Source organism: Nocardia cyriacigeorgica NBRC 100375, assembly GCF_000308555.1.
Lineage (GTDB): Bacteria > Actinomycetota > Actinomycetes > Mycobacteriales > Mycobacteriaceae > Nocardia > Nocardia cyriacigeorgica.
The window spans coordinates 24,441-48,168 of the sequence record NZ_BAFY01000077.1; the positions used below are offsets into that span (position 1 = coordinate 24,441).

General features: G+C 68.9%; 22 protein-coding genes. 12 read left to right on the forward strand and 10 right to left on the reverse strand.

Features of this window, described 5'->3' with window-relative positions; genetic code table 11:
* The first annotated feature begins 60 nt into the window (after positions 1–60).
* On the forward strand, positions 61–1,032 hold the full coding sequence (locus RJ05_RS07485; RefSeq protein ID WP_036534735.1) for a helix-turn-helix transcriptional regulator: 972 nt from the start codon (positions 61–63) through the stop codon (positions 1,030–1,032).
* Between the two features lie 126 nt (positions 1,033–1,158).
* On the opposite strand, the gene RJ05_RS07490 is transcribed toward RJ05_RS07485, so the two are convergent.
* The 6 genes from RJ05_RS07490 to RJ05_RS32875 form a co-directional block, all read right to left on the reverse strand.
* Positions 1,159–2,007, reverse strand: coding sequence for a sirohydrochlorin chelatase (locus RJ05_RS07490; RefSeq protein ID WP_081597215.1), 849 nt, complete (start codon positions 2,005–2,007; stop codon positions 1,159–1,161).
* A gap of 2 nt (positions 2,008–2,009) precedes the next feature.
* A complete protein-coding gene (locus tag RJ05_RS07495; protein WP_036534737.1) occupies positions 2,010–3,305 on the reverse strand; it encodes a sulfate adenylyltransferase subunit 1 in 1,296 nt (431 codons plus the stop codon).
* Between the two features lies 1 nt (position 3,306).
* Positions 3,307–4,236 (reverse strand): sulfate adenylyltransferase subunit CysD, encoded by a 930-nt coding sequence (gene cysD / locus RJ05_RS07500; protein WP_036534738.1) that lies wholly within the window; start codon positions 4,234–4,236, stop codon positions 3,307–3,309.
* A gap of 72 nt (positions 4,237–4,308) precedes the next feature.
* Positions 4,309–5,028 carry a phosphoadenylyl-sulfate reductase gene (locus RJ05_RS07505; protein ID WP_036534740.1) on the reverse strand — a complete coding sequence of 240 codons (720 nt, stop codon included), beginning with the start codon at positions 5,026–5,028 and terminating at the stop codon, positions 4,309–4,311.
* Positions 5,029–5,059: 31 nt separating this feature from the next.
* Positions 5,060–6,841: a nitrite/sulfite reductase gene (locus RJ05_RS07510; RefSeq protein WP_036534742.1), complete on the reverse strand. Its 1,782-nt coding sequence runs from the start codon at positions 6,839–6,841 to the stop codon at positions 5,060–5,062.
* A gap of 151 nt (positions 6,842–6,992) precedes the next feature.
* Positions 6,993–7,094 (reverse strand): Ms4527A family Cys-rich leader peptide, encoded by a 102-nt coding sequence (locus RJ05_RS32875; protein ID WP_368854416.1) that lies wholly within the window; start codon positions 7,092–7,094, stop codon positions 6,993–6,995.
* A 212-nt stretch (positions 7,095–7,306) separates the two neighbouring features.
* On the opposite strand from RJ05_RS32875, the gene RJ05_RS07515 reads away from it, so the two are divergent.
* A complete protein-coding gene (locus RJ05_RS07515; protein ID WP_036534744.1) occupies positions 7,307–7,735 on the forward strand; it encodes an SgcJ/EcaC family oxidoreductase in 429 nt (142 codons plus the stop codon).
* A 96-nt stretch (positions 7,736–7,831) separates the two neighbouring features.
* On the opposite strand, the gene RJ05_RS07520 is transcribed toward RJ05_RS07515, so the two are convergent.
* From RJ05_RS07520 to hemW, 4 genes are all read right to left on the reverse strand, one after another.
* Positions 7,832–8,575 (reverse strand): 16S rRNA (uracil(1498)-N(3))-methyltransferase, encoded by a 744-nt coding sequence (locus tag RJ05_RS07520; RefSeq protein WP_036534746.1) that lies wholly within the window; start codon positions 8,573–8,575, stop codon positions 7,832–7,834.
* A complete protein-coding gene (gene dnaJ, locus RJ05_RS07525) occupies positions 8,576–9,727 on the reverse strand; it encodes a molecular chaperone DnaJ (RefSeq protein WP_036534748.1) in 1,152 nt (383 codons plus the stop codon).
* Between the two features lie 174 nt (positions 9,728–9,901).
* Positions 9,902–10,933: a heat-inducible transcriptional repressor HrcA gene (hrcA, locus tag RJ05_RS07530; RefSeq protein WP_036534750.1), complete on the reverse strand. Its 1,032-nt coding sequence runs from the start codon at positions 10,931–10,933 to the stop codon at positions 9,902–9,904.
* A 222-nt stretch (positions 10,934–11,155) separates the two neighbouring features.
* Positions 11,156–12,316 (reverse strand): radical SAM family heme chaperone HemW, encoded by a 1,161-nt coding sequence (hemW, locus tag RJ05_RS07535; RefSeq protein ID WP_234012468.1) that lies wholly within the window; start codon positions 12,314–12,316, stop codon positions 11,156–11,158.
* A 483-nt stretch (positions 12,317–12,799) separates the two neighbouring features.
* On the opposite strand from hemW, the gene RJ05_RS07540 reads away from it, so the two are divergent.
* The 10 genes from RJ05_RS07540 to RJ05_RS29265 form a co-directional block, all read left to right on the forward strand.
* Positions 12,800–13,888 (forward strand): PhoH family protein, encoded by a 1,089-nt coding sequence (locus RJ05_RS07540; protein WP_051016334.1) that lies wholly within the window; start codon positions 12,800–12,802, stop codon positions 13,886–13,888.
* Positions 13,889–13,951: 63 nt separating this feature from the next.
* Positions 13,952–14,500, forward strand: a complete 549-nt coding sequence (gene ybeY, locus RJ05_RS07545; protein WP_014349758.1) for an rRNA maturation RNase YbeY — start codon at positions 13,952–13,954, stop codon at positions 14,498–14,500.
* Positions 14,497–15,831: a hemolysin family protein gene (locus RJ05_RS07550; protein WP_036534756.1), complete on the forward strand. Its 1,335-nt coding sequence runs from the start codon at positions 14,497–14,499 to the stop codon at positions 15,829–15,831. Before ybeY ends, RJ05_RS07550 begins: the two co-directional genes overlap by 4 nt.
* Positions 15,824–16,174 (forward strand): cytidine deaminase-like protein, encoded by a 351-nt coding sequence (locus RJ05_RS07555; RefSeq protein WP_036534758.1) that lies wholly within the window; start codon positions 15,824–15,826, stop codon positions 16,172–16,174. The genes RJ05_RS07550 and RJ05_RS07555 overlap by 8 nt, the downstream gene beginning before the upstream one ends.
* A complete protein-coding gene (gene era / locus RJ05_RS07560; RefSeq protein ID WP_036534761.1) occupies positions 16,167–17,090 on the forward strand; it encodes a GTPase Era in 924 nt (307 codons plus the stop codon). Before RJ05_RS07555 ends, era begins: the two co-directional genes overlap by 8 nt.
* A 142-nt stretch (positions 17,091–17,232) precedes the next feature.
* Positions 17,233–18,750 (forward strand): serine/threonine-protein kinase, encoded by a 1,518-nt coding sequence (locus RJ05_RS07565; RefSeq protein ID WP_051016326.1) that lies wholly within the window; start codon positions 17,233–17,235, stop codon positions 18,748–18,750.
* Positions 18,751–18,766: 16 nt separating this feature from the next.
* Positions 18,767–20,023, forward strand: a complete 1,257-nt coding sequence (locus tag RJ05_RS07570; RefSeq protein ID WP_036534762.1) for a DUF7373 family lipoprotein — start codon at positions 18,767–18,769, stop codon at positions 20,021–20,023.
* Positions 20,020–21,588 carry a serine/threonine-protein kinase gene (locus RJ05_RS29260; protein WP_051016327.1) on the forward strand — a complete coding sequence of 523 codons (1,569 nt, stop codon included), beginning with the start codon at positions 20,020–20,022 and terminating at the stop codon, positions 21,586–21,588. Before RJ05_RS07570 ends, RJ05_RS29260 begins: the two co-directional genes overlap by 4 nt.
* Before the next feature lie 271 nt (positions 21,589–21,859).
* Positions 21,860–23,308: a hypothetical protein gene (locus RJ05_RS07580; RefSeq protein WP_051016328.1), complete on the forward strand. Its 1,449-nt coding sequence runs from the start codon at positions 21,860–21,862 to the stop codon at positions 23,306–23,308.
* A 44-nt stretch (positions 23,309–23,352) separates the two neighbouring features.
* A partial coding sequence (locus RJ05_RS29265) for a type 1 periplasmic-binding domain-containing protein (RefSeq protein ID WP_506330599.1) occupies positions 23,353–23,728 on the forward strand: 376 nt, incomplete at its 3' end.

Consider the following 23,728-nt stretch of genomic DNA (forward strand, 5'->3'; position numbering starts at 1 on the left):
ATCCATCCTCTCGGTCAAAGTGCGCACCGAATGAGCACTTTTACCGGCAGAATGAGGTGTATGCGAGCCGACCGTCTGGTGGCCACCCTGCTACTGATGCAGAACCGGGGCAGGGTCACCGCCGCCGAGATCGCCACCGAACTCGAGGTGTCGGTGGCCACCGCCCGCCGCGATCTCGAGGCGCTGTCGGCGGCGGGGATCCCGGTGTATCCGCAGCCGGGGCGGGGCGGCGGGTGGCAGTTGATCGGTGGTGCCCGCACCGATCTGAGCGGGCTGACCGCAGGCGAGGCGCGGGCATTGTTCCTGCTCGCGGGCCCATCGGCGGGCGCCCAGCCGGAAGCGAAAGCGGCACTGCGCAAGCTCGTGCGTGCCTTGCCGCAGACCTTCCGCGGCGAGGCCGAAGCCGCCGCCGATGCCGTCGTCATCGACCCATCACGCTGGGGCGCCACCGAACGCGCGCTTCCCGTCGAGGTCCGCACGCTGCAACGAGCTGTGGTGCAGCGCAACAAGGTTCGCCTGAATTACCGCACCCGCACCGGAGAGCAGTTCGAGCGCCTGGTCGACCCACTGGGCCTGGTCGACAAGGATGGCATCTGGTATCTCGTCGCCGGCACCGAGCGCGGCAGGCGCACCTACCGTGTCGACCGGATCGGCGAGATGGCCGTGACCGATGAGCCGGCCGAGCGCCCGGCGGACTTCGATCTCGCCCAGGCGTGGGAGCAGGTGGTCGACGAGGTCGAGCGGCACCGTTCCACCGTCGCCGCGACAGTGCTCATCAGCGAGCGTCTGCTGCCGATCCTGCGCGATCAGCAGGGACGCCACTGTGTGGTGGACGGCCAGGTCGACGACGGGCGCATCCGAGCCCGGGTCACCGCGCCGACGGCCTGGATGGTCGCCCAGCAACTGGCCGGCTGGGGTGACTCGATCGAGGTTCTCGGGCCCGACGAGGTGCGGGCCGAACTGGCGAGGATCGGGGCTCAGCTCGTCGGACGCTATGGCGCGACGTCACCGTCTGCCACGCACCTCTCCTGAGCGAAGCCTCGCGAGCCGTGCCGCGAGCCAGTGGGGTGGTGCCGAATGCGAACGCGCGGGCCGACGACATCCGGAGCGTCGCTCATAAACCGCGCGAACGCGAGCCCGACAGCGGTCGAAACCGATTCAGGCAGTACGCAACAGGGATACACCGACGGCGGCGCGATAGCGATCCAGGATGACGTCGGTCAACGCCGGATGCGGGCCGAGCACACGGGTGTGTTCGAGGTCTGGTGCCTGCCGCATCAGCCGGTCGGTGAGCAGACCGGGTGCGAGGAACCAGGGCGCCACCAGGACCCGTTCGGCGCCGCGCGCTCGCAGCCGGGCGGCGGCCTCGGTGAGGGACGGGCCGGTGGTGGCGAAGCAGATCTCGGTGGCCCATCCGGTAGACGCGGCCAGCATTCGAGCGACCTCGGCTGTGCGCACATTCGCCGCCTTCGATGAGGAGCCCACGGCGGCGACCGCTATGCCGAGGCGTGAATCGGACGGTGCGGCCACCGAACTCGCGCCGCCACCGACCTGGCCGGCGCTCGAGTCGGCGACGGACGGTGGCGCACCCGCACCGAGTTCTGCGACCACCCGGTCGCGCAACGCCGAGACCAAGCGCGTGTCCGCACCGAGAACGTCGGCTTGGATCAACTCGAGCCGCGGATGCCGGGCCGAGGCGCCCGCGAGCATCCCCGGCAGATCCACTCGCGCGTGAAAGGCGCTGCCGAGCAACAGCGGCACCACGATCGCGCGCGTGTGGCCGTGCGCCGCGACGGCATCGATCACCTGATCGACCGACGGCGCGTTCAGATCCAGAAAGGCCAGTCGCACATCCAGATCGGGGCGCGCCGCCGCCAGTTGCTCGGTCACCGCGGCCATGGTGGCCGCCGAGCGCCGGTCGCGACTGCCGTGCGCGACCGCGATCAGTGCGGGCGCGCCGAAGCCGCCCGCACCGTGCGCGGTTCTCGCGTGGACAGCCGCGGTCACCGTCAGGCCCCGGTTCCGACCTCGACGGCGGTCAGCGCATCGCCCACCAGGCCCGCGGCCAGGGTGTTGCCGCCGGCCGGGTCGATCAGCAGGAAGCTGCCGGTGTGCCGGTTGACCCGGTAGTCGTCGGCGGCGATCGGCTCGGCGACGCGCACCGAGATGCGGCCGATGTCGTTGAGCTCCAGCGCTTCCGGGTTCGGCGCCGCGGACAGCCGCTGTTCGTCGAAGCGTTCGATCAGCTCGCCGACGATGGCCTGGGTGGTCTTGGTGCCGTGCTTGAGCAGCAGCCGGGCACCGGGCCGCAATGGCTTGTCGCCCAGCCAGCACACGGTGGCGTCGAAGGTGTCGATCGGCTCCGGCGCGTCGGCGGGGGAGGCGATGAGATCACCGCGGGAGATGTCGACGTCATCGGCCAGGATCAGGGTGACGCTGCGCCCGGGCTGCGCCACGGCCAGCTCACCGTCGGGGGTGTCGATGCGTTCGACGGTGGTGCGGATACCCGAGGGCAGCACCACCACTTCGTCGCCCGGCGCGACCGAACCGGCCGCGATCTGACCCGCGTAGCCGCGGTAGTCGGGGTATTCGGCGGTGCGCGGGCGGATGACGTACTGGACCGGGAAACGCAGGCCGAGCGAATGCGTGCCCGAGCTGTCGGCGTCGACCGGCACCGATTCCAGGTGCTCGATCAGCGAGGGACCGTCGTAGTAGGGGGTGTTGTCCGAGCGCGTGGCGATATTGTCGCCGTGCAGCGCGGAGACCGGGATCTCCAGCACATCCTCACTCGACCAGCCCAAGGTGCTGGTGAGCTTGTTGAACTCGGCGGAGATCTCGGCGAACACCGTGGCCGCGTCGTCCACCAGATCGATCTTGTTCACCGCGAGCACCAGCTTCGGCACACCCAGCAGCGCGAGCACCGCGGCGTGGCGGCGGGTCTGCTCGATGACGCCCTTGCGCGCGTCCACCAGCAGGATCACCAGCTGCGCGGTCGACGCGCCCGAGACGGTGTTGCGGGTGTACTGCACGTGGCCCGGGGTGTCGGCCAGCACGAACGAACGCTTCGGCGTCGCGAAGTAGCGGTAGGCGACGTCGATGGTGATGCCCTGCTCCCGCTCGGCGCGCAGGCCGTCCACCAGCAGCGAGAGATCCGGCGTCGACAGACCCTTGTCCACCGATGCGCGGGTGACGGCGTCGATCTGGTCGGCCAGCACGGATTTGGTGTCGTAGAGCAGACGTCCGACCAGGGTGGACTTACCGTCGTCGACAGAACCGGCGGTGGCCAGCCTCAATAGGTCGGACATGTCAGAAATAACCCTCTCGCTTGCGGTCTTCCATGGCGGCCTCGGAGACACGGTCGTCTCCGCGAGTGGCCCCACGTTCGGTGAGTCGTGACGCGGCGACCTCGGCGAGGATCGCCTCGTTGTCGGCGGCGTCGGACAGGATGGCGCCGGTGGTGGAGCCGTCGCCGACGGTGCGGTAACGCACCGAGCGGGTCTCGAGCACCTCGCCCTCGGCCGGGCCACCCCAGACGCCGGGCGTCATCCACATGCCGTCGCGCTGGTACACCGGGCGCTCGTGGGCGTAGTAGATGCTGGCCAGGTCGACGTTCTCGCGGGCGATGTAGCGCCAGATGTCGAGCTCGGTCCAGTTGCTCAGCGGGAACACCCGCACGTGCTCACCGGGGGCGTGGCGGCCGTTGTAGAGGTTCCACAGCTCGGGGCGCTGCCGCTTCGGATCCCACTGGCCGAAGGCATTGCGCAGCGAGAAGATCCGCTCCTTGGCCCGCGAGCGCTCCTCGTCACGGCGGCCGCCGCCGAAGACGGCATCGAAACGGTTCTCGCTGATCGCGTCCAGCAGCGGGACGGTCTGCAACGGGTTGCGGATGCCGTCCGGACGCTCGGTGAGCCTGCCGTCGGCCAGGTAGTCCTCCACCTTCGCCACGTGCAGGCGCAGCCCGTACCGCTCGACCACCTTGTCGCGGAACTCGAGCACCTCGGGCAGGTTGTGCCCGGTGTCCACGTGCAGCAGCGCGAACGGCAGCGGCGCGGGCCAGAACGCCTTGAGCGCCAGATGCAGCAGGACCGTGGAGTCCTTGCCGCCGGAGAACAGGATGACCGGACGCTCGAATTCGCCCGCCACCTCGCGGAAGATGTGGATCGATTCCGATTCCAGTGCCGCGAGGGTGTCGAAATCGGTGAGGCCGAGGGTACGTTCGCTGATTGTTTCGGTCATGAGCTGTGTCCTATCTGCCTGCCCGAGGGCCCTGCGTGGTTACGCAGGCTGCCTTCTCCGGGCCTGACTCGGTCAGGCGGTGTGCAACCCGCATTCGGTCTTGGCGAGGCCGGCCCAACGGCCGCTTCGCGGATCGGATCCCGGCTCCGGCTTCTGCGTGCACGGAGCGCAGCCGATGGACGGATATCCCTCTTCCACCAGAGGATTGACGAGGATCGAGTGCTTGTCGATGTAGTCCTGCATCTCGTCGTCGGACCACGGCGCGATCGGGTTGATCTTCACCAGGCCGAACGCCTCGTCGAAGGAGATGAGCGGTGCGTTGGCCCTGGTCGGCGCCTCGACCCGGCGGATGCCGGTGACCCAGGCGTTGTAGCCGGCCAGCGACTTCTTCAGCGGCACCACCTTGCGCAGCCGGCAGCATTCGCCGGGATCGCGGGCGAACAGGTCCTTGCCCAGCAGCTGGTCCTGTTCGGTGACCGAATGCTCCGGACGCACGTTGATCACGTTCACCCCGTACACGGCCTCCACCGCGTCACGGGTGCCGATGGTTTCGGCGAAGTGGTAACCGGTGTCCAGGAACAGCACGTCCACGCCGGAACGTACCTGTGCGGCCAGGTGGACCAGCACACCGTCCTGCATATTCGACGCGACGATGTAGCCGGTGCCGAAGGTGTCCTCGGTCCAGCGCAGCAGGTCGATCGCCGAGGCGTCCGGGCCGAGTTCGGCGGCACCGCGTTCGGCGATGGCGCGCAGCTCGTCCTCGGACAGCTTGTTCGCGAGTTGTGTTGTCACTGTTGATCTCCCGTCACCTGATCAGGCGTGCTCATCGCAGATCGGCCTCGTCGGCGCGCACTGCCCACTGCGCGAAACGCTCGCCCGCGTCGCGGTTCTTGACGAAATTGCGCACCACACGCTCGATGTAGTCGCCGAGCTCGGCGCTGGTCACCTTGTGCTGGCGCAGTTTCCGGCCGAAACCGCTGTCGAGGCCGAGGCTGCCACCCAGATGAACCTGATAACCCTCGACCTGATTCCCCTCGCCGTCGTCGACCAGCTGGCCCTTGAAGCCGATATCGGCGATCTGGGACCGGCCGCAGGAGTTCGGGCAGCCGTTGATGTTGATGGTGATGGGCACGTCGAGTTCGGCGTTGATGTCGGCCATCCGCTGCTCCAGTTCCGGTGCCAGCACCTGGGAACGCTTGCGGGTCTCGACGAACGACAGCTTGCAGAACTCGATCCCGCTGCACGCCAGCAGGTTCTTGCGCCAGATCGACGGACGCGCCTGCAAGCCGAGCGGTTCCAGCTCCGCGATCAGTTCCTCGACCTTGTCGTCGGCGACGTCGAGCACGATCAGCTTCTGGTACGGAGTGAACCGGACCCGATCGGAACCGATGCGCTCGACGGCCTCGGCGACCTTGGTGAGGATCGTGCCGGACACGCGACCGGCGATGGGGGAGAAGCCGACGGCATTGAGTCCGTTGCGCAGCTTCTGCACGCCGACATGGTCGATCGGCTTGGCCGGCTGCTCGGGCGCGGGGCCGTCGATCAGCTTGCGCTTCAGGTACTCGTCCTCGAGCACCTGGCGGAACTTCTCGATGCCCCAATCCTTGATCAGGAACTTCAGCCTGGCCTTGGTGCGCAGGCGGCGGTAGCCGTAATCGCGGAACACCGCGACGACCGCCTCCCACACCTCGGGCACCTCGTCCAGCGGCACCCATGCGCCGACGCGCTGAGCCAGCATCGGGTTGGTCGACAGACCGCCGCCGACCCACAGATCCAGGCCGGGCCCGTGCTCGGGATGCTCGACGCCGATGAAGGCGACGTCGTTGATCTCGTGCACCACGTCCTGCTGCCCGGAGATGGCGGTCTTGAACTTGCGCGGGAGGTTGGAGTACTCCTTTTTCCCGATGTAGCGGCGCACGATCTCTTCGATCGCCGGCGTCGGGTCGATGATCTCGTCCAGCGACTCACCGGCCAGCGGGGAACCGAGGATCACGCGTGGGCAGTCGCCGCAGGCCTCGGTGGTGTGCAGGCCGACCTGCTCGAGCCGCCGCCAGATCTCCGGGACGTTCTCCACCTCGATCCAGTGGTACTGAACGTTCTCGCGGTCGGACAGGTCGGCGGTGTCGCGGGCGAACTCGGTGGAGATCTCACCGATGGTGCGCAGCTGCGCGACATTGAGCGCGCCGCCGTCGCAGCGCACCCGCATCATGAAGTACTTGGCTTCGAGTAGATCGATGTTCTCGTCGCCGGTGTAGGTGCCGTCGTAGCCCTGCTCACGCTGGGTGTAGAGGCCCCACCAGCGGAACCGGCCGCGCAGATCGCCCTTGTCGATGCCGTCGAAACCGGTCTTGGAGTAGATGTTCTCGATGCGCGCGCGCACATTGAGCGGGTTGTCGTCCTTCTTGGACTGTTCGTTGGGGTTCAGCGGCTCGCGGTATCCGAGCGCCCACTGGCCCTCGGCGCGACGCTTCACCGGCTTACCGGTCCGGGCGCGCGGGGCGGCCGACGCCTCGGCGCGCGGGCGGTCCGGGCGGACCCGGCGCTCACGAGCGGGCGTGGCGGTTTCGGGCTGATCGGCGGGGCCGGCGTCGGTGCTCGACGTCATGGGGGCTGCTCCTGCTGGGTGTGTCGTACGTCCGTGCTGAAGGCGTGAGATGGGCTGTGCTCACGCCCGCGGTGTCAGCGGGCCGATGTCCTCGATGTCGGAATGGCCGAAGAAGGGGATGGCCGGGGGTCCGGGAACGGGCGCAGCTGAGCTACCGGGAAGAACCGGGCAGACAACAGGCGCTGCAGACGCGCTTGAAGTCGACGTGGCGACGTGCCACCAGTCGTACTCCGTTTTCGCGCATGGGCTTCATTGTGCCATGTCAGAACCTATGTTCCGACCGCCCTGCCAGTATTTTCCGCTCACAAGGGGGAAATTCCCTGGATTCCGGGGGTGATTTGTGACCGCTGTCATAGTTCGGGTGTGCGGCGGACGGGCGCTGGGCACGGGAAGCGTTCGGCCGTCTGTGATTCAGGCCACAGATGCGTTGACCTCGAGCTCACTCGAGGTCGCACGCTCGACGGCATGAGCATCGATGTGACACCCACCGACTACGCGCCCGCCGACCTCGAGACCGAAATCGCCGCGATCCGCGCGGTCGTCGACACCGTCGCCCACGCGCAAGCCAACGAACTCGTCGACGAATTCACCGGTCTGTTCCGAGCGGACGCCGTGTGGACCACCGCGCACGGCAAGCGGTTGTTCGGCCGGCCCGCCATCGCCGAATTCACCGCGAAAGTGCTGCCCGGCGCCACGGCGGACAGCACCGCGACCTACGAGGTGGAGCACGTGCTGTTCCTGCGTCCCGATGTGGCGGCGGTCAAGATCCGGCAGCGCTATCACACCCATGAGGGCGAGCTCGTCAGCGAGGGCAGCCCGCTGTATGTGATGACCAAGGAGGACGGGCGCTGGACGCTGACGGCGGGGCAGAACACGCCTGTCGTCACCGAATAGCCGCATGGGGGCGCCAGGCTGTGCTGATCAACCCGCAGCGCGCCGTTTCAGGTCAACGTGGTGCGGCGTGCTGGTCAGCGCGGCACGGCGTGGTGATCAGCCCCAGCGCGCCGTCAACGCCCCCAACGCGCCGAGGGCGACGGCAGCTGCCGTGGAGGTCCGCAATACCGTCGGCCCGAGCAGCACCACCTCGGCGCCGGCCTCGGCCAGCGCCGACAACTCCGCATCGTCGAGCCCGCCCTCCGGCCCGACGATCAGCATGATCGCCGATGCCTCGCGCAGCGGGAGCCGGGTGAAGCGGGACTCGCCGGATTCGTGCAGCGCCGCCACCACCGCGCCGTCCGCCTTCGCGGTGCGCACGGCGGTCAGCAGGTCGGCCGTGCGGTGCAGGCCGGTGACCTCGGGAATGTAGGCGCGCCTGGACTGCCTGGCCGCCGACTTGGCCGCGGCCCGCCATTTCCCGATGCCCTTGTCGGCCTTGGCTTCCCAGTTCGCCACGCAGCGGGCGGCCTGCCAGGGCACGATGACGTCGGCGCCCGCCTCGGTCATCAGCTCGACCGCCAACTCGGACCGATCGGATTTGGGCAGCGCCTGCACGACGGTGACCGGCGGCTGCGCCGGTGGGGCGACCGCGCTGGCCCGCACCGCGAGTTCGAGCCGGTCGCGCTGGGCGGCAACGACTTCGGATTCGGCGAGCAGGCCACGTCCATCGGACAGGGTGATCTGCTCGCCGACCCGGATGCGGCGCACGGTGGCGGCATGCCTGCCCTCTGGCCCGTCGAGCACGGCGATACCCCCGGGGGCGGGGATCTCGTCGAGATAGAAGACGGTCGCGGCCACTCAGCGTCCGCTGAAGGAGGCGCGCAGCCGGGCGAACAGGCCGCTGTTGTGCTCGGACTGCGCCGACATCACCTCGGCCCGCTCCCGGTCGCGCATGCCCTTGTACTTGCGCAGCAGATCGGTCTGCTTGCTGTCCAGCTTGGTCGGGATGACGATGTCGAGGTGGGCGAGCAGATCACCGCGCGCGCCCGAACGCAGCCGCGGCATACCGTGCCCGCGCAGCACCGACACCTCACCGGGCTGGGTACCGGGGGCGATGGTGAGCTCGGTGGGTCCATCGAGGATCGTGTCGATGACGACCGTCGTGCCGAGAGCCGCGTCGACCATCGGGACCCGCACCGTGCAATGCAGATCGTCGCCGTCGCGGACGAACACATCGTGCGGCTGCTCGACGACCTCGACGTACAGATCGCCGGCATGGCCGCCGCCGGGACCGACCTCACCCTGGGCGGCAAGCCGCACCCGCATACCGTTCGCGACGCCGGCCGGGATCGGCGCGGCGATCTCACGGCGGGCGCGCACCCGGCCGTCACCGCCGCACTTGTGGCACGGATCGGGGATGGTCTCACCCGCGCCACGGCAGGTGGGGCAGGGGCGCGACGTCATCACCTGGCCGAGGAACGAGCGTTGCACCGACTGGACTTCGCCGGCGCCGCCACAGGTCTCGCAGCGCACCGGCTTGGAGTTGCCGTTGGTGCCGGCGCCGTGGCAGCTGTCGCAGAGGATGGCGGTGTCGACGGTCAGGTGCTTGGTGACACCGACCGCGCATTCGGCGAGGCTGAGCCGAGTGCGCACCAGTGAATCGGCGCCCGGCTGCACGCGCCCGCGCGGCTTACGGGCCCCGCCGGTACCGCTCATACCGCCGAAGAAGGCCTCGAACACATCGCCGAGGCCGCCGAATCCGGCTCCGGTGAAGCCGGCGCCGCCCCCGCCGGACTCGAGCGGATCGCCGCCCATGTCGACAATGCGCCGCTTCTCCGGATCGGTCAGCACCTCGTAGGCCGCCGAGACCTCTTTGAAGCGCGCCTGGGCCGCCTCGTCGGGGTTGACGTCGGGATGCAGTTCGCGAGCCAGCTTGCGGTATGCGCGTTTGAGCTCCTGGTCGGTCGCGTTCTTCGCGACGCCGAGCAGTCCGTAGTAGTCCCGTGCCACTTGAGTTCTCTAGTCCTTGATCGCTGTCCACAGTTCCGACCGCGTACCGCCGGAGGCTGTTGGGCTCGTCCCTGGCCCGTGCCGCTCCAACCGCACAGCATTAGTCGGGTTCACTCAACTTTATCCGGCCGGAGATTCGAGCGTATCAGCGGAGGCGAGGACCGGGCTCGGTCGTCAGCGTTCGGCCAGGACCTCGCCGATGTACTTGGCCACCGCGGCCACCGAAGCGATCGTGCCCGGATAGTCCATCCGGGTCGGACCGAGCACACCCATACCGCCGAGGACCGCGCCGGAGGCGCCGTAACCGGTGGATACCACCGACGTTCCGCGCATCTGCTCGACCTGGGTCTCCTCGCCGATGCGGACGGTCACCGTGCCGGGCTGCTGCGCCGCCGCGAGCAGTTTGAGCACCACCACCTGCTCCTCGAGCGCCTCCAGCACCGCGCGCAGCGAACCGGGGAAACCGAAGTCGGCGGCATTGCGGGTGAGGTTGGCGGTACCGCCGAGCACCAGCCGCTCCTCGGGATGTTCGACCAAGGTCTCGACCAGCACCGTAGCCACCCGCACCAGCACGTCACGCAACCGCGGCGGCGCCTGCTCGGGCAGCTGCGCGACCGCGGCGGAGGCATTGGCGAGCCGCTTGCCGTCCATCGCGCCGCCGAGCATTCCGCGTAACGCGGCCAGGTCTTCGTCGTCGACGAGTGCGCCGAGCTCCACGATGCGCTGATCGACGCGGCCGGTATCGGTGATCACCACCAGCAGCAGCCGAGCCGGGTTGAGCGCGACGACCTCGATATGGCGCACCGTCGACGCCGACACCGTCGGATACTGCACGACGGCGACCTGACGGGTCAGCTGGGCCAGCAGGCGCACCCCGCGGCGCAGCACATCGTCGAGGTCGACGCCGGACTCCAGGAATTCCAGGATGGCGCGGCGTTCGGCGGCCGAGAGCGGTTTCACATCGGCGATCCGGTCGACGAACTGCCGGTAGCCCTTGTCCGTCGGTACCCGCCCGGAGCTGGTGTGCGGCTGGGTGATGTAGCCTTCGGCCTCCAGGACAGCCATATCGTTGCGCACCGTGGCGCTGGATACGCCCAGATTGTGCCGCTCGACAAGGGTTTTCGAGCCGATCGGCTCCTTGGTCGAGACGTAGTCGGCAACAATCGCCCGCAGGACCTCGAACCGTCTGTCCTCGGTGCTCGACATCGGCCCCACCTCCTCGCTCGCGTGGGCACGCAGTCGCGGCCGTTCAGCGCGCCACCATACTGGGCCCGGCCGACTTTCACCGGACCTCACCCATCCATTTTAGTGGGCCGCGCGCGATCGGCAGCCGGTCCCGCACCGGCGCGGCGACCGAGTGCCCGCGCGCGAGCCGGGCAGCGACGGTATCGACTGGTCGTCGAACACCCGTGGCGAGATGACCGGGATTCAGCTCACCAGGTCGCGCACCACGCCGTCGGCCAGCAGCCGTCCCTGTTCGGTGAGTACCAGGTGATCATCGCGCAGCGCGGCACGGCCGTCCGCGATGATCTGCAGAGCCTTCGCCTGTCCGGCGGGGTCCAGATCACTCATCGGCAACCCCGTGCGCAACCGGACGGTGAGCATGATCCGTTCGAGATAGCGCTCGTCGTCGGTGAGCGATTCCCAACCGGCCGCGGGCAACCCGCCTTCGGCCACGCAGTCTGCATACCGGGCCGGATGCTTGACGTTCCACCAGCGCACTCCGCCGAGATGGCTGTGCGCACCGGGGCCCGCGCCGAGCCAGTCGCCGCCGTCCCAGTAACCGAGATTGTGGCGGCAGCGGGCGGCGTCGGAGGCGGCCCAGTTCGAGACCTCGTACCACGTCAGGCCTGCGGCACCGAGCCGCGCGTCGAGGCGTTCGTAGCGGGCGGCGAGGACGTCGTCGTCGGGGGCGGGTAGTTCACCGCGGCGGACGCGCCGGGCCAGGGCGGTGCCGTCCTCGACGATGAGCGAATAGGCGGACACGTGGTCGACGCCCGCCTCGAGCACAGCATCGATGCTCGCGTCCAGATCGCTGTCGCGCTCGCCGGGGGTGCCGTAGATCAGGTCGAGGTTGACGTGCTCGAAGCCGGCCGCGCGAGCCTCCTTGGCGGCGGCGACCGCACGACCCGGGGTGTGGGTGCGGTCGAGGACTGCCAGCACATGCTGAGCGGCGGACTGCATGCCGAGGGACACGCGGGTGTACCCCGCGGAGCGAATGCGCTCGAAGAACGCGGGCGAGGTCGACTCGGGATTGGATTCGGTAGTGATCTCCGCGTCGGCGGCCAGGGTGAATTCGGCACGCACGGCGTCGAGCACCTCGGCCAGGCCGTCGCCGCCGAGCAGCGAGGGCGTTCCACCGCCGACGAAGATGGTGGCCACCTCGGGCGTGGCGCTCGGCAGTGCCGCGAACTGCCGCGCCGCTGTCGCCAGTTCGCCGCGTAGCGCCGTCATCCAGGATTGCGGCGACGAGGAACTACCCAGCTCACCGGCGGTGTAGGTGTTGAAGTCGCAATACCCGCAGCGGGTCGCGCAGAACGGCACGTGTACGTAGATGCCGAAGGGCCCGCCACCGAAATCGCGCAGCACCGGGACGGAGGCGTCGGTGTGCGATGCGGTGGAAGCGGGGGAACTCACTGCTCCAGTGTGCCCGTTCCGGTCCGGCCCGACGCACCCGACCTGGGTGTTTGCCGCCACGTCTGCCACCTGCCGGATCCTGGCGAGCACCGGAGCGGGCAGGTGGGACGAGTCGCTGATCCTGCGACGCGCCACGTGTCCCGCAACGCGAGCCGCCGCTCCCGGACGGTGCGACGGTGACCGCTACCCAATCGCGGGGAGCTTCACCATAGTTGCTGGTAGGACGCCCGACAGTAGCCCGCGCCCGCATAATCGGTGGGCGGCTGTCGGTGCCGCGCGTTAAACTCGGAGCATCCACAGCGCATCATCTCCACCGCGCCGGAGCAGGGTCGATGCCGCCGAATGGGCGGCGGTCAGCACGGTGCGGGACAGGTGATGCGACGGCTCCGAGACCGGAAAGCAGGCTAAGGCCACTACGTGAGAACCCAAGGTGAGATCGGTGACCCGGCGACCCCAGCGGCCGGCAACGGTGCGGACGTCAGCAGCACGGGTCCCGCGGCGCGCACCGTACGTTCCAGTATCGAACTCGCACCGGAGTCCGTTTTCCCGTTCCTCGGCTCGGCCGACCAGAACCTGCGTGAACTCGAGGAGCTGCTCGACGCCGACATCCATGTGCGCGGCAATTCCGTCACGCTCACCGGTAAGGCCGCCGATGTGGCGCTGGCCGAGCGCGTCGTCGAACAGCTCGTCGCGCTGACCGGCCGCAACCGGGTGATCACCCCGGAAGCCGTTCGCCACACCGTGTCCATGCTCACCGAGGGCACCGCCGAATCGCCCGCCGAGGTGCTCAGCCTCGACATCCTGTCCCGACGCGGTAAGACCATTCGCCCCAAGACGCTCAACCAGAAGCGCTACGTCGACGCCATCGACGCCAACACCATCGTGTTCGGCATCGGTCCGGCGGGCACCGGCAAGACCTATCTGGCCATGGCCAAGGCCGTGCAGGCATTGCAGTCCAAGCAGGTCAACCGGATCATCCTCACCCGCCCGGCCGTCGAAGCGGGCGAGCGGCTCGGCTTCCTGCCCGGCACCCTCAACGAGAAGATCGACCCGTACCTGCGGCCCCTCTACGACGCCCTGCACGACATGATGGACCCCGAAGCCATCCCGAAACTGATGGCGGCGGGCGTCATCGAGGTCGCGCCACTGGCATACATGCGCGGTCGCACGCTGAACGATTCGTTCATCATCCTGGACGAGGCGCAGAACACCACGGCCGAGCAGATGAAGATGTTCCTGACCAGGCTCGGGTTCGGCTCGAAGATCGTCGTCACCGGTGACGTCACGCAGGTCGACCTGCCCAACGGCTCGCGCTCCGGGCTGCGGGCAGCCAGCGAGATCCTCACCGAGATCGAAGACATCCATTTCGCCGAACTCACCAGCAGCGACGTCGTGCGCCACCGGCTGGTCTCCGACATCGTCGACGCCTATGACCGCTTCGAAGCCGAAACGCGCCCGGTCGGCCCGCACATGCCCGGCAACCGTGCCCAGCGCCGGGCCGCCAACCGCACCGGACGCCGCTGAACGCCGCACACATCGCGGGGTTGCGGTCGGACGGTGACCGGCCGCACCCATTAGGCTGACCTGGTGAGTATCGAGATCGCCAACGAGTCGGGCATGGACGTGCCCGAGGAAGATCTGGTCGGTGTCGCACGGTTCGTCATCGCGCGAATGGATGTGCACCCGGCCGCGGAGCTGTCCATGGTGCTGGTCGATCTCGACACCATGGCCGACCTGCACATGCGCTGGATGGACCTGCCGGGGCCGACCGACGTGATGTCGTTCCCGATGGATGAGCTCGAGCCGGGTGGGCGGCCCGACAGTCCCGAACCCGGCCCCTCCATGCTCGGCGATATCGTGCTGTGCCCCGAGTTCGCGCTCGGCCAGGCGCGCAAGGCCGGCCATTCCCTCGATCACGAACTCGCCCTGCTCACCGTGCACGGCGTGCTGCATCTGCTCGGCTACGACCACGCCGAGCCGGAGGAGGAGAAGGAGATGTTCGCGCTGCAGGCCAGGCTGCTCGAGGAGTGGTACGAGAGCCTGCGTGAGGCCAGGCGCCGCGCCGAACTCGCCGAACGCGATGCCCGCCTGCTCGGAAAAGCGGGCTTCACGACGCCGGGTGATGCTCAGGCGTGAACGCGCTGACTCTGATCGTCCTGGCGGTCCTGCTGGTTCCCGTCGGTGGTGTGTTCGCTGCCGTCGACTCCGCGCTCAATACGATTTCCCCTGCCCGCCTCGACGACATGGTGCGCGCCGAACGGGCCGGCGCCGCGCGGTTGAGTCGCATCGTCGACGACCGGCCGCGCTATGTGAATCTCATGGTGCTGCTGCGCATCCTGTGCGAGATCACCGCGACGGTGCTGCTCGCGGCCGCACTGGCCACCATGCTGTCCGACGGGCTCGCGCTGCTGCTCACCGCGGTCATCATGGTGCTGGTCGATTACGTGGTGATCGGGGTCGGGCCGCGCACCCTCGGCCGCCAGCACGCCTATTCGATTGCGCTGGCCGCCGCCTTGCCGTTGCAGTTCATCGGCGCGCTGCTCGGGCCGGTCAGCAGGCTGCTGATCCTCATCGGTAACGCGATCACCCCGGGTAAGGGGTTCCGCAACGGACCGTTCGCCTCGGAAATCGAACTGCGCGAGGTCGTCGATATGGCCCGTGAACGCGGCGTCGTCGCCGATGACGAGCGGCGGATGATCCAGTCGGTGTTCGAGCTCGGCGACACCGCGGCCAGGGCGGTGATGGTGCCGCGCACCGAGATGGTGTGGATCGAGCAGGACAAGACGGCCGCGCAGGCCACCTCACTCGCGGTGCGCAGCGGGCACTCGCGGATCCCGGTGATCGGCGCCAACGTCGACGACATTCTCGGCGTCGTCTACCTGAAAGATCTTGTGCAGTACGGCGATCGCGGCCGAAGCGTGCTGGTGCGCGAGGTGATGCGGTCCGCGGTGTTCATGCCCGATTCCAAACCACTGGACGCTCTGCTGGACGAGATGCAGCGCCGTCGCAACCATATGGCGTTGCTGGTCGACGAATACGGCGGTATCGCCGGCCTGGTCACCATCGAGGACGTGCTGGAAGAGATCGTCGGCGAGATCGCCGACGAATACGACACCGACGAGATCCCGCCCATCGAGAAGCTCGACGACGACCACTTCCGGGTCTCGGCACGGCTGTCGATCGAGGATCTCGGCGAACTGTACGGCCTCGAGATCGACGAAGAGGATGTCGACACCGTCGGCGGGCTGCTCGCCCATGAGCTCGGCCGGGTCCCGCTGCCCGGCTCGGAGATCACCGCCCACGGATTGCGATTGCGTGGCGAAGGCGGACCCGATACCCGTGGCCGGGTGCGCGTGCACACGGTGGTGGTGAGCCGGGCGGTCGACGGCGAGACGGCATCGAACGGCAACGGCGTGGCCGGGGCGATCCCGGCCGGCCGAGACGAACAGGAGACACCGAATGACTGAACTGGATGCCGAGGACAACAAGCTGCTGGTGCTGGCGCGTGGCGCCATGGCGCGCACCGAGGGCTCCAGCGGCGCCGCCGTCCGCGACAGCGAGGGCCGCACCTACGCCGCGGGCGAGGTGAGCCTGGACGCGTTGCGGCTCACCGCATTGCAGGCCGCCGTCGCGGCCGCGCTCTCCAGCGGCGCGGAGGGTTTCGAAGCGGCCGTGGTGGTCGGCGGCAAGTTCTCCGATCCGGGCGTGACCGCGGTGCGCGAGGTGTCGGCGCAGGCGCGGATCGTGTTCACCGACCGCGCGGGCGCGGTGTTCGACATCGCCGAGGGTTTCGAGGTGCAGGGTGGCTGACGGATCCGGTTCCGGTAAGGACGAATTCCGTTCCGGGTTCGTCTGTTTCGTCGGCAGGCCGAACACCGGCAAGTCGACGCTGACCAATGCGCTGGTCGGCGCGAAGATCGCGATCACTTCCTCGCGGCCGCAGACCACCCGCCACACCATCCGCGGCATCGTGCATCGCGAGCACACCCAGCTCATCCTGGTCGACACACCGGGGCTGCATCGTCCGCGTACCCTGCTCGGCCAGCGGCTCAACGATCTGGTGCGCGACACCTACTCCGAGGTCGACGTGATCGCGCTGTGCATACCGGCCGACGAGAAGATCGGTCCCGGTGACCGCTGGATCGTGCAGCAGGTCAAGCAGATGGCGCCGAAGACGACCGTGCTCGGTGTGGTCACCAAGATCGACAAGGTGAGCCGCGATCAGGTCGCCGCGCAGCTGCTCGCGGTGTCGCAGCTGCTGGGACCCGACGCCGATGTGGTGCCGGTGTCGGCGGTCAAGGGCGAGCAGGTCGAGGTCCTGGTGGACGTCATCGCGTCGAAGATGCCGGAGGGTCCGGCGTTCTATCCCGACGGTGAGCTGACCGATGAGCCGGAGGAAACCCTGATGGCCGAACTCATTCGTGAGGCGGCTCTCGAAGGGGTGCGCGATGAGCTGCCGCATTCGCTGGCCGTCGTGATCGAGGAGGTCCTGCCGTACGAGGGCCGCGAGGACATGCTGGAATTGCACGCGCTGCTGTATGTGGAGCGGCCAAGCCAGAAGGCGATCGTCATCGGTAAGGGTGGTGCCCGGCTCAAGGAGGTCGGCACCAACGCCCGCAAGCAGATCGAGCACATTCTCGGCACCCGCATCTACCTGAACCTGCACGTGAAGGTGGCCAAGGACTGGCAGCGCGACCCGAAACAGCTGGGCAAGCTCGGTTTCTGAGCCGTCGCCGTCGGTGCGGGCTGCTATATTCCCGGGCGTGTTCGTTGTCATCGACGGCGCTGCTCGCGGGCCTGTGCCGAGATGACGCACTCGGCGCCGGAAGGGTCCCGGCGTCGACGCGGGTGTGGGAGGACGGTGCCGGGTGGAAATCGCCGAGGGCATGGATTTCGCCGGGTACCGGATCGAGCGCAGGCTCGGAGTAGGCGGCATGGGGGCCGTCTATCTCGTCCAGCATCCGAGGTTGCCGCGCAAGGACGCGCTGAAGGTACTCGCCGACAGCCACCACGACGACCCCGAGTTCCGCGCGCGTTTCCTGCGCGAAGCCGAGATCGCCGCCCGGCTGCAGCATCCCAATCTCGTCGCGGTCCGCGATCGCGGTGAGTTCGACGGCCGGTTGTGGCTGACGATGCAGTACGTCGACGGGGTCGACGGCGCGCAGTTGATCCGTCGTGGTCCGCAGGCATTGCCGCCGCAGCGGGCGGTGTACCTCATCGGGGAGGCCGCGCGCGGTCTCGACGAGATCCACCGTGCGGGACTGTTGCACCGGGACGTGAAGCCGGCCAACATTCTCATCGCCGAGCAGCCGGGCGAGCCCGATCGCGTGCTGGTCACCGATTTCGGCATCGCCCGCCCCGCCGACGATTCGACCACCCTCGGCGATCCGGGCGGGCTCACCGCGAGCCTGGCGTATGCGGCTCCCGAGCAGATTCGCGGCGAGGTGCTCGATCAGCGCGCCGACGTGTATGCGCTGGGCTGCACGCTCTTTCACCTGCTGACCGGCTCGGTGCCGTTCCAGCGCGACACCCCCGGCGCGGTCATGTTCGCCCATCTCAACGAACCACCGCCGCGGCCGGCACAGATCGATGCCCGCTTGCCCGCGGGATTCGACGAGGTGATCGCTACCGCGCTGGCCAAGGATCCGGCGCGGCGCTATCCCAGCTGCGGCGCCCTGGCCGAAGCGGCGCATCGCGCGTTGACCGACGCGGAGGCGGAAACCGTCCGGCTCACCGCGCCTACGGCAGCGGCGACCGTTCCTGGTGGGCCAGGACCGATTCGCGGGTCCGGCGGGCGGGCGTTGTTGTGGGCGGGGACAGCTGCGGCCGTTGTGCTCGCGGTGGTCCTCGCGGTCGTGGCCTGGCCCGATCGGGTGGAATCGGCTGCGGCCGTGCGGCTGCCGACACCATCGGGTCCGGCGCCGAACGTATCGCCGGACTGGGCGGCGTACTCGTTCATGGTCGAACCGTTCGCCGAGCTGCTGCCCTATTCGCCGGATGGCTACGGCTACCGCGAACTCTCGGTCTGCCAGGCCACCGACGAAAAACGCGAGCTGTTGCCGATGGATACCGTCTTGCCGCTGAGCGTGATTCGCTGCACCGGCGATCAGGACCCGGTCTCCATGATGTTCCTGCACTGCACCGCCGACCGGAGCCGGCTCGGGCCGCTGCCCTGGCCGGGGATGGAAGGCGACGAGCGCTGGGAAAGGGAATCAGGGTCGGGCTATCTGCGGTGGGGCAGCTACACCACGGTGCACAACGAGAAGTTCGGCAGACTCGAGGTGTTCTTCGACGCTCCGGAACGAAACTTCTGCGCCATCCAGGTCAATGGCGCCGTCGCGGCCGCCGAACTGCGCGCCCGCTGGTGGTTCGATGCTCCGCTGTGACAGGGGAATGCGAATAATGCTGCGCACCGATCTTTCCCGCACGCTGTGTGCTCTCGCGCTCATCCTGGCGACCGCTACGACCGGATGCGCGGTAGCCGGACATCCACGGCCGGAGCAACCCGATCTCAGCCGCCTCGACGTCGGGACCCACGGCGTCGGTCCCCTGACCGAGCCGGCCGATCAGAGCGAGCGCTACGGCCGGGTGATCGAATCGGTGCGGATGGGCGAAGCGGTGATCGACCCGGCCGAAGTGAATCCCGACCTCGGCTACGCGCTGGGCACAGTGCGCGCCTCACCCCTGCCGACGCCGGTGAAGACCAACGGTCTGCTGGCCGCGCCTGCCCGCGCGGTGCTCCAGCGCTACGGCATGGTGGCCGGCTTCGTCGTCGGCGGGGCCGATCGTGACGTCAGCTCGATCCCGGTCGTCGGCTCCGGCCGCATGATGACGCTGCTGCTGCTGCGCCTACCGGACGCCGATGCGGCGCGGCAGGCCGCGCAGGAGATCGACGCGATCGATGCGGCGGTCAGCCCCGACAATGTCGGTGTCGTCATCGACCGCCACCCGTCGGCCCACGCGCACTGGCGTCCGGCGGTGCCCACTCTCGCCGCGACCATGGCAGACGGACCCTTCGTCATCAGTCTGCTGATCGGGCACACCTCGCCCGACCGTGCCGCCATGGCCGGTCTGGCCGCCGACACCTTCGACGCACAGCTGGCGCGCCTGCGTGACTTCCGGCCGACACCGCGTGACGAGATCGCGCGCCTGCCACTGGACCGGGACGGCATGCTGGCGCGGATGGTGCCCGAAAAGCCCGGGCAGTGGCAGTATCCGGCGGCGATCTCGGTCAGCACGGTCGAGACCGCGGGCTGGAACAGTGCTGTCATACCGAAGGGCGTGGTCTTCGGTCCGCGCGCCGCGCACCTGCGGATCGGGCGCGCCAGCGAGCACGGACCGGCCGGTGAGCCCCTGGAGTTGCTCGGCTACAACGGCGGCAACGACTCGCTCGGCCGCTTCGCCGACGCGGCCACGGCTCGACGGGATTTCGACGCCTTCGCCGACGAAGCCGAGACGCCCGGGTACGGCCCGATCGACGCGCCGAAGGGAATCCCGGATGTCCGCTGCGTGCAGTATCTTTCGGCCGGTCCGCAGTGGCCTCGATACTCCTGCCGTCTCCTGTACGGCCGCTACCAGGCCTTCCTGCGCGGACGCACGATCGAAAGCACCCACCAGCGAACGGCTGCCCAGTACGCCCTGCTCGTGAGCACGGCATGAGCGGACGGCTCACGCCGGGTGCGGTGTTCGCGGGCTACCAGATCGAAGGTGTCCTCGGCAGCGGCGGGATGGGGACGGTGTACCTCGCGCGGCACCCACGGCTGCCACGCCGTGAGGCGGTGAAAGTGCTGTCACCGCAACACAGCTCCGACGACGAATTCCGCGCCAGGTTCGTCCGGGAGGCCGAGCTCGCCGCCCGCCTCGACCATCCCAACATCATCGCCGTACACGATCGCGGGGTCGCCGAGGACCTGCTGTGGATCGCGATGCAGTACGTCGACGGGGTCGACGCCGCCGAACTCATCCGGCGGCATCGGTCCGGGCTGGCGCCTGCGCGCGCCGCCCGGATCGTGACGCAAGCGGCACGCGGGCTGGACGCCGCCCATCGAGCCGGGATGCTGCACCGGGATGTCAAACCGGCGAACCTGCTCATCGAGGCACGCCCCGGTGGGGACGAGTGGGTGTATGTCACCGATTTCGGCATCGCGAGAGCCGCCGGATCCGCGACCGCGCTCACCGAATCCGGCGTGGTCGTGGCGACGTTGGCGTATGCCGCACCGGAACAACTCGCCGCGCGGCCGGTGGATCAGCGGGCCGACGTCTATGCGCTGGGCTGCACCCTGTACGAACTGCTGACCGGAGCCAAGCCGTTCCCCCGGCCGACCGCCGCCGCGGTACTGCACGCCCACCTCCACGACCCGCCACCGCGGGCCACGGCGGTGAATCCGGGGCTGCCCGCAGCGATCGACGCGGTGGTGATGCGGGCATTGGCGAAAGACCCCGAGCAGCGCTTTCCGACCTGCGGTGCGCTGGCGGCCGCGGTCTCGGCCGCCTTGCTCGAGCCGGGGTCACAGTTCGCTGCGCGGCCGGCCGACACACCGGCCCCTGCGCCCACCCCGGCTGCGGAAACCGTGCCCGCGCCCCGGCGACGGCACATCGGCCGAGCCGGCCTGGTCGCGTCGGCGCTGGGTTCGGCGTTGGTCCTCGCCGTCGTCGCGGGCACGATCTGGGTGGCCTCCGGTGGCGAGGAAACGTCTTCGACCGCTGTGGCAGTCACGACCACGTCCACGGTGGCCCGACCCAGTACCGCGCCTGCCGGCGGGAAGACCTGGGGTAGCCACGATTTCGTCGTTCGCTCCTTCCCGCAGCTGCTGCCTGCCACTCCGGACGCACGTGGCCATCAGGGACTGCGATGCACGGCCGTCGACCAGGACATGCGTCCGGTGGACGTGGCGGAGCCGGTCGGCCCGGTGGCCCGGCTGAGCTGTAGCGGAAACGGTGCGCCCGTGCAGGGGCTCACGGTGGACTGTTTGGGTGACCGCTCGCCGAATCCGGTGGCGCCGTTCTCGGATATGACCGTCACCGGTGATCAGCCATGGAGCCGGGTGTCCGGTAGTGGCCGGGTGATCTGGGGCGATGTCGTCAGCGACGGCCGCACCGCGGGGACCATGCTGATCGGGTTCGACCTGGCCGGCCCCGGCCGCGAGCATTGCCGGATATTGGTGTTGGGCGGGGCAAACGGACAGGAACTCTACGACACCTGGTGGCCATCGGTTCCGATCTGACCCGGGCACCGGATTTCGCCGAGGGTCGTGCCCGCCATGCCGGGCGCGGCGTGCTCGCCGACTGGACAACTTCGCGGCGAAAGTACCGGGGCGCGGATTCGGTTCCGTGGCTGTGGTGCCGGCCCCTCGATCGGGCGGGTCGGGGGTCACGACCTTCGTTCTGCGCCGCGCGCACGATGCTTCGTCACCGAACGCGGATGTCGGTGCCGCGCGGTACAGTTCAGGTCCGCGCGCAGACAGCGCGTGGCGCTGCCGGACCAGGGGAGGGTCGATGGCGAACCAAGACGAGGTCGTCGCCTTTCTCCGGTTGCTGCGTGGGCTGATGGTGCCCGACGAGCGGCCACGAATCCTGCGCACACTGCTACGCCGGCGGCGTCCGCTGCCGCCGCCGATGGTCTGCCTCGTCTCCGGCGAAGCCGATCCGCTGCTCGAACAGACCCATGAATGGCTCGGCCGATCCCCGCGCCGGGCCGCGCCGCGCGCCTACGTCGACGTAGCGGCATTGCCCGCGCCCGCGCTCACCCCGGATCTCTCATCGGCGACCCGCTTCGACGGTGAGGAGTCGGCCGAGAACTGTCTGCCCGTGCTCGAAGCGCTGAGCCGGCGATTCATCTCCGACAACACGGCCATGGGCCCCATCGACTTTCCGCGCTACCACGCCGCCGACTGGCTCACCCGCCAGCGTGCCGCGGGCGCCCCGCTCGACGCCGCCGAATTACGCGGCAGGCTGCCTCGGCTGCTGCGCATCGGTCGCCGCGACTCGGAAACCAATCCGCCGCCCTTCGGCGCCCTCGGCGCCACCATCGAGCGGATAGCCCTCGCGGTCTGGGCGATCGTGCCGATGGTGCGGTTGTGGCTGTGGGTCAGCGGCATCGTTCCCGGCGTCTCGCGGGAGCCGCGCTGGTTCATGCGCCAGCGGTATCTGGCGCCTGAACTGTCCGACAGCTTTGTGGGTTTCGCGTTGCGTCTCACCGAGCAGGGCCGCGAACGAGAAAACCACGAGCAGATCGCCAAACTCCTGGTGCACGCCTTCCTGTCGGACCTCGCCGACGCCTATCGTCGTCGATTGCTGCGGCCGTCGAGCTGGCGGCGCACCGCGTATCCGGTGGCGTTGCTCGACGGTGTCGCCCACAGCGGTCAAGGCGCGGAACTGCTGCGCTGGATCAACGACATCCGCAATGAGACGGGCAGATTCGACCCTCTCGTAATCGTCGCCGCGGTCGACCGGGCGCCGTCGGACGAGGAACCGGCAAGTCTCGGCCGCACCACCGGCGAGGCTCGCGACCCGCTGCGACGGTGGCGCGACACCATCGAAGTCCGGCGCCGCAACCGTGAGGCCACCGCGTGGTATCTCCCGCTTCGAATGCCGAGCCGAGGCGACGACGTCACCGGTGAACTCGGCGAAAATCATCTCGCTCGCCCGCCCCGCCGTGGGCCGCCCGCCGATCGGTGGTGGCGGCGTTCGCGCTGGTCCCGGTCGTCGCCCTGGTGGCGGCGGCTGCGGTCTATGTGCAACCGCGCACCGCGGTCGGCTGTACTGCCTGGCCGTTCTGGTCCGGGGTCGGTGTGGCGGTGCGCGACGGCGAATGCGTCGACTACAGCGACAACGCTCGCCAGATCTTCGCCGACGACCCCGAACTGTCGGAGATGCAACGAGAGGTGTTCCGCCAGAACGCGATCGCCGACCGCATCCGTCGCGCCAACCCGAAGCGCCCGGTGATCGCGCTGGTCTACTTCGCCGGGCTCACCTAAACCGACCGCAACATGCGTTATCCGCATGCCCAGGTGGAAGAACTGGCCGGGCTGGTGCTGCGCCAACGCAATGCGAACGCCCAGAGCAGCGAGGCCGAGCCGCTGCTGCGCATCGTCATCGCCAACGGTGGATCCGGGATGCGGCAGGCCTCCTGGGTGGTCGACAACCTGCTCAGCGACTTGATCAGGGACGATTCCGAGGTGCTCGGCGTCATCGGACTCGATCGCAGCAATGCCGAGACCCGCAGAGCCATCGCCCGCCTCGGCGATCTCGGCGTGCCGACCTTCGCCACCACACTATCGGCGGACGGGCTGGACGAGGTGTCGCCGACGTATTTCCAAGCGGCCCCGAGCAATCGGGTGCAGGCCAGGCTGGTGGGCGACTATG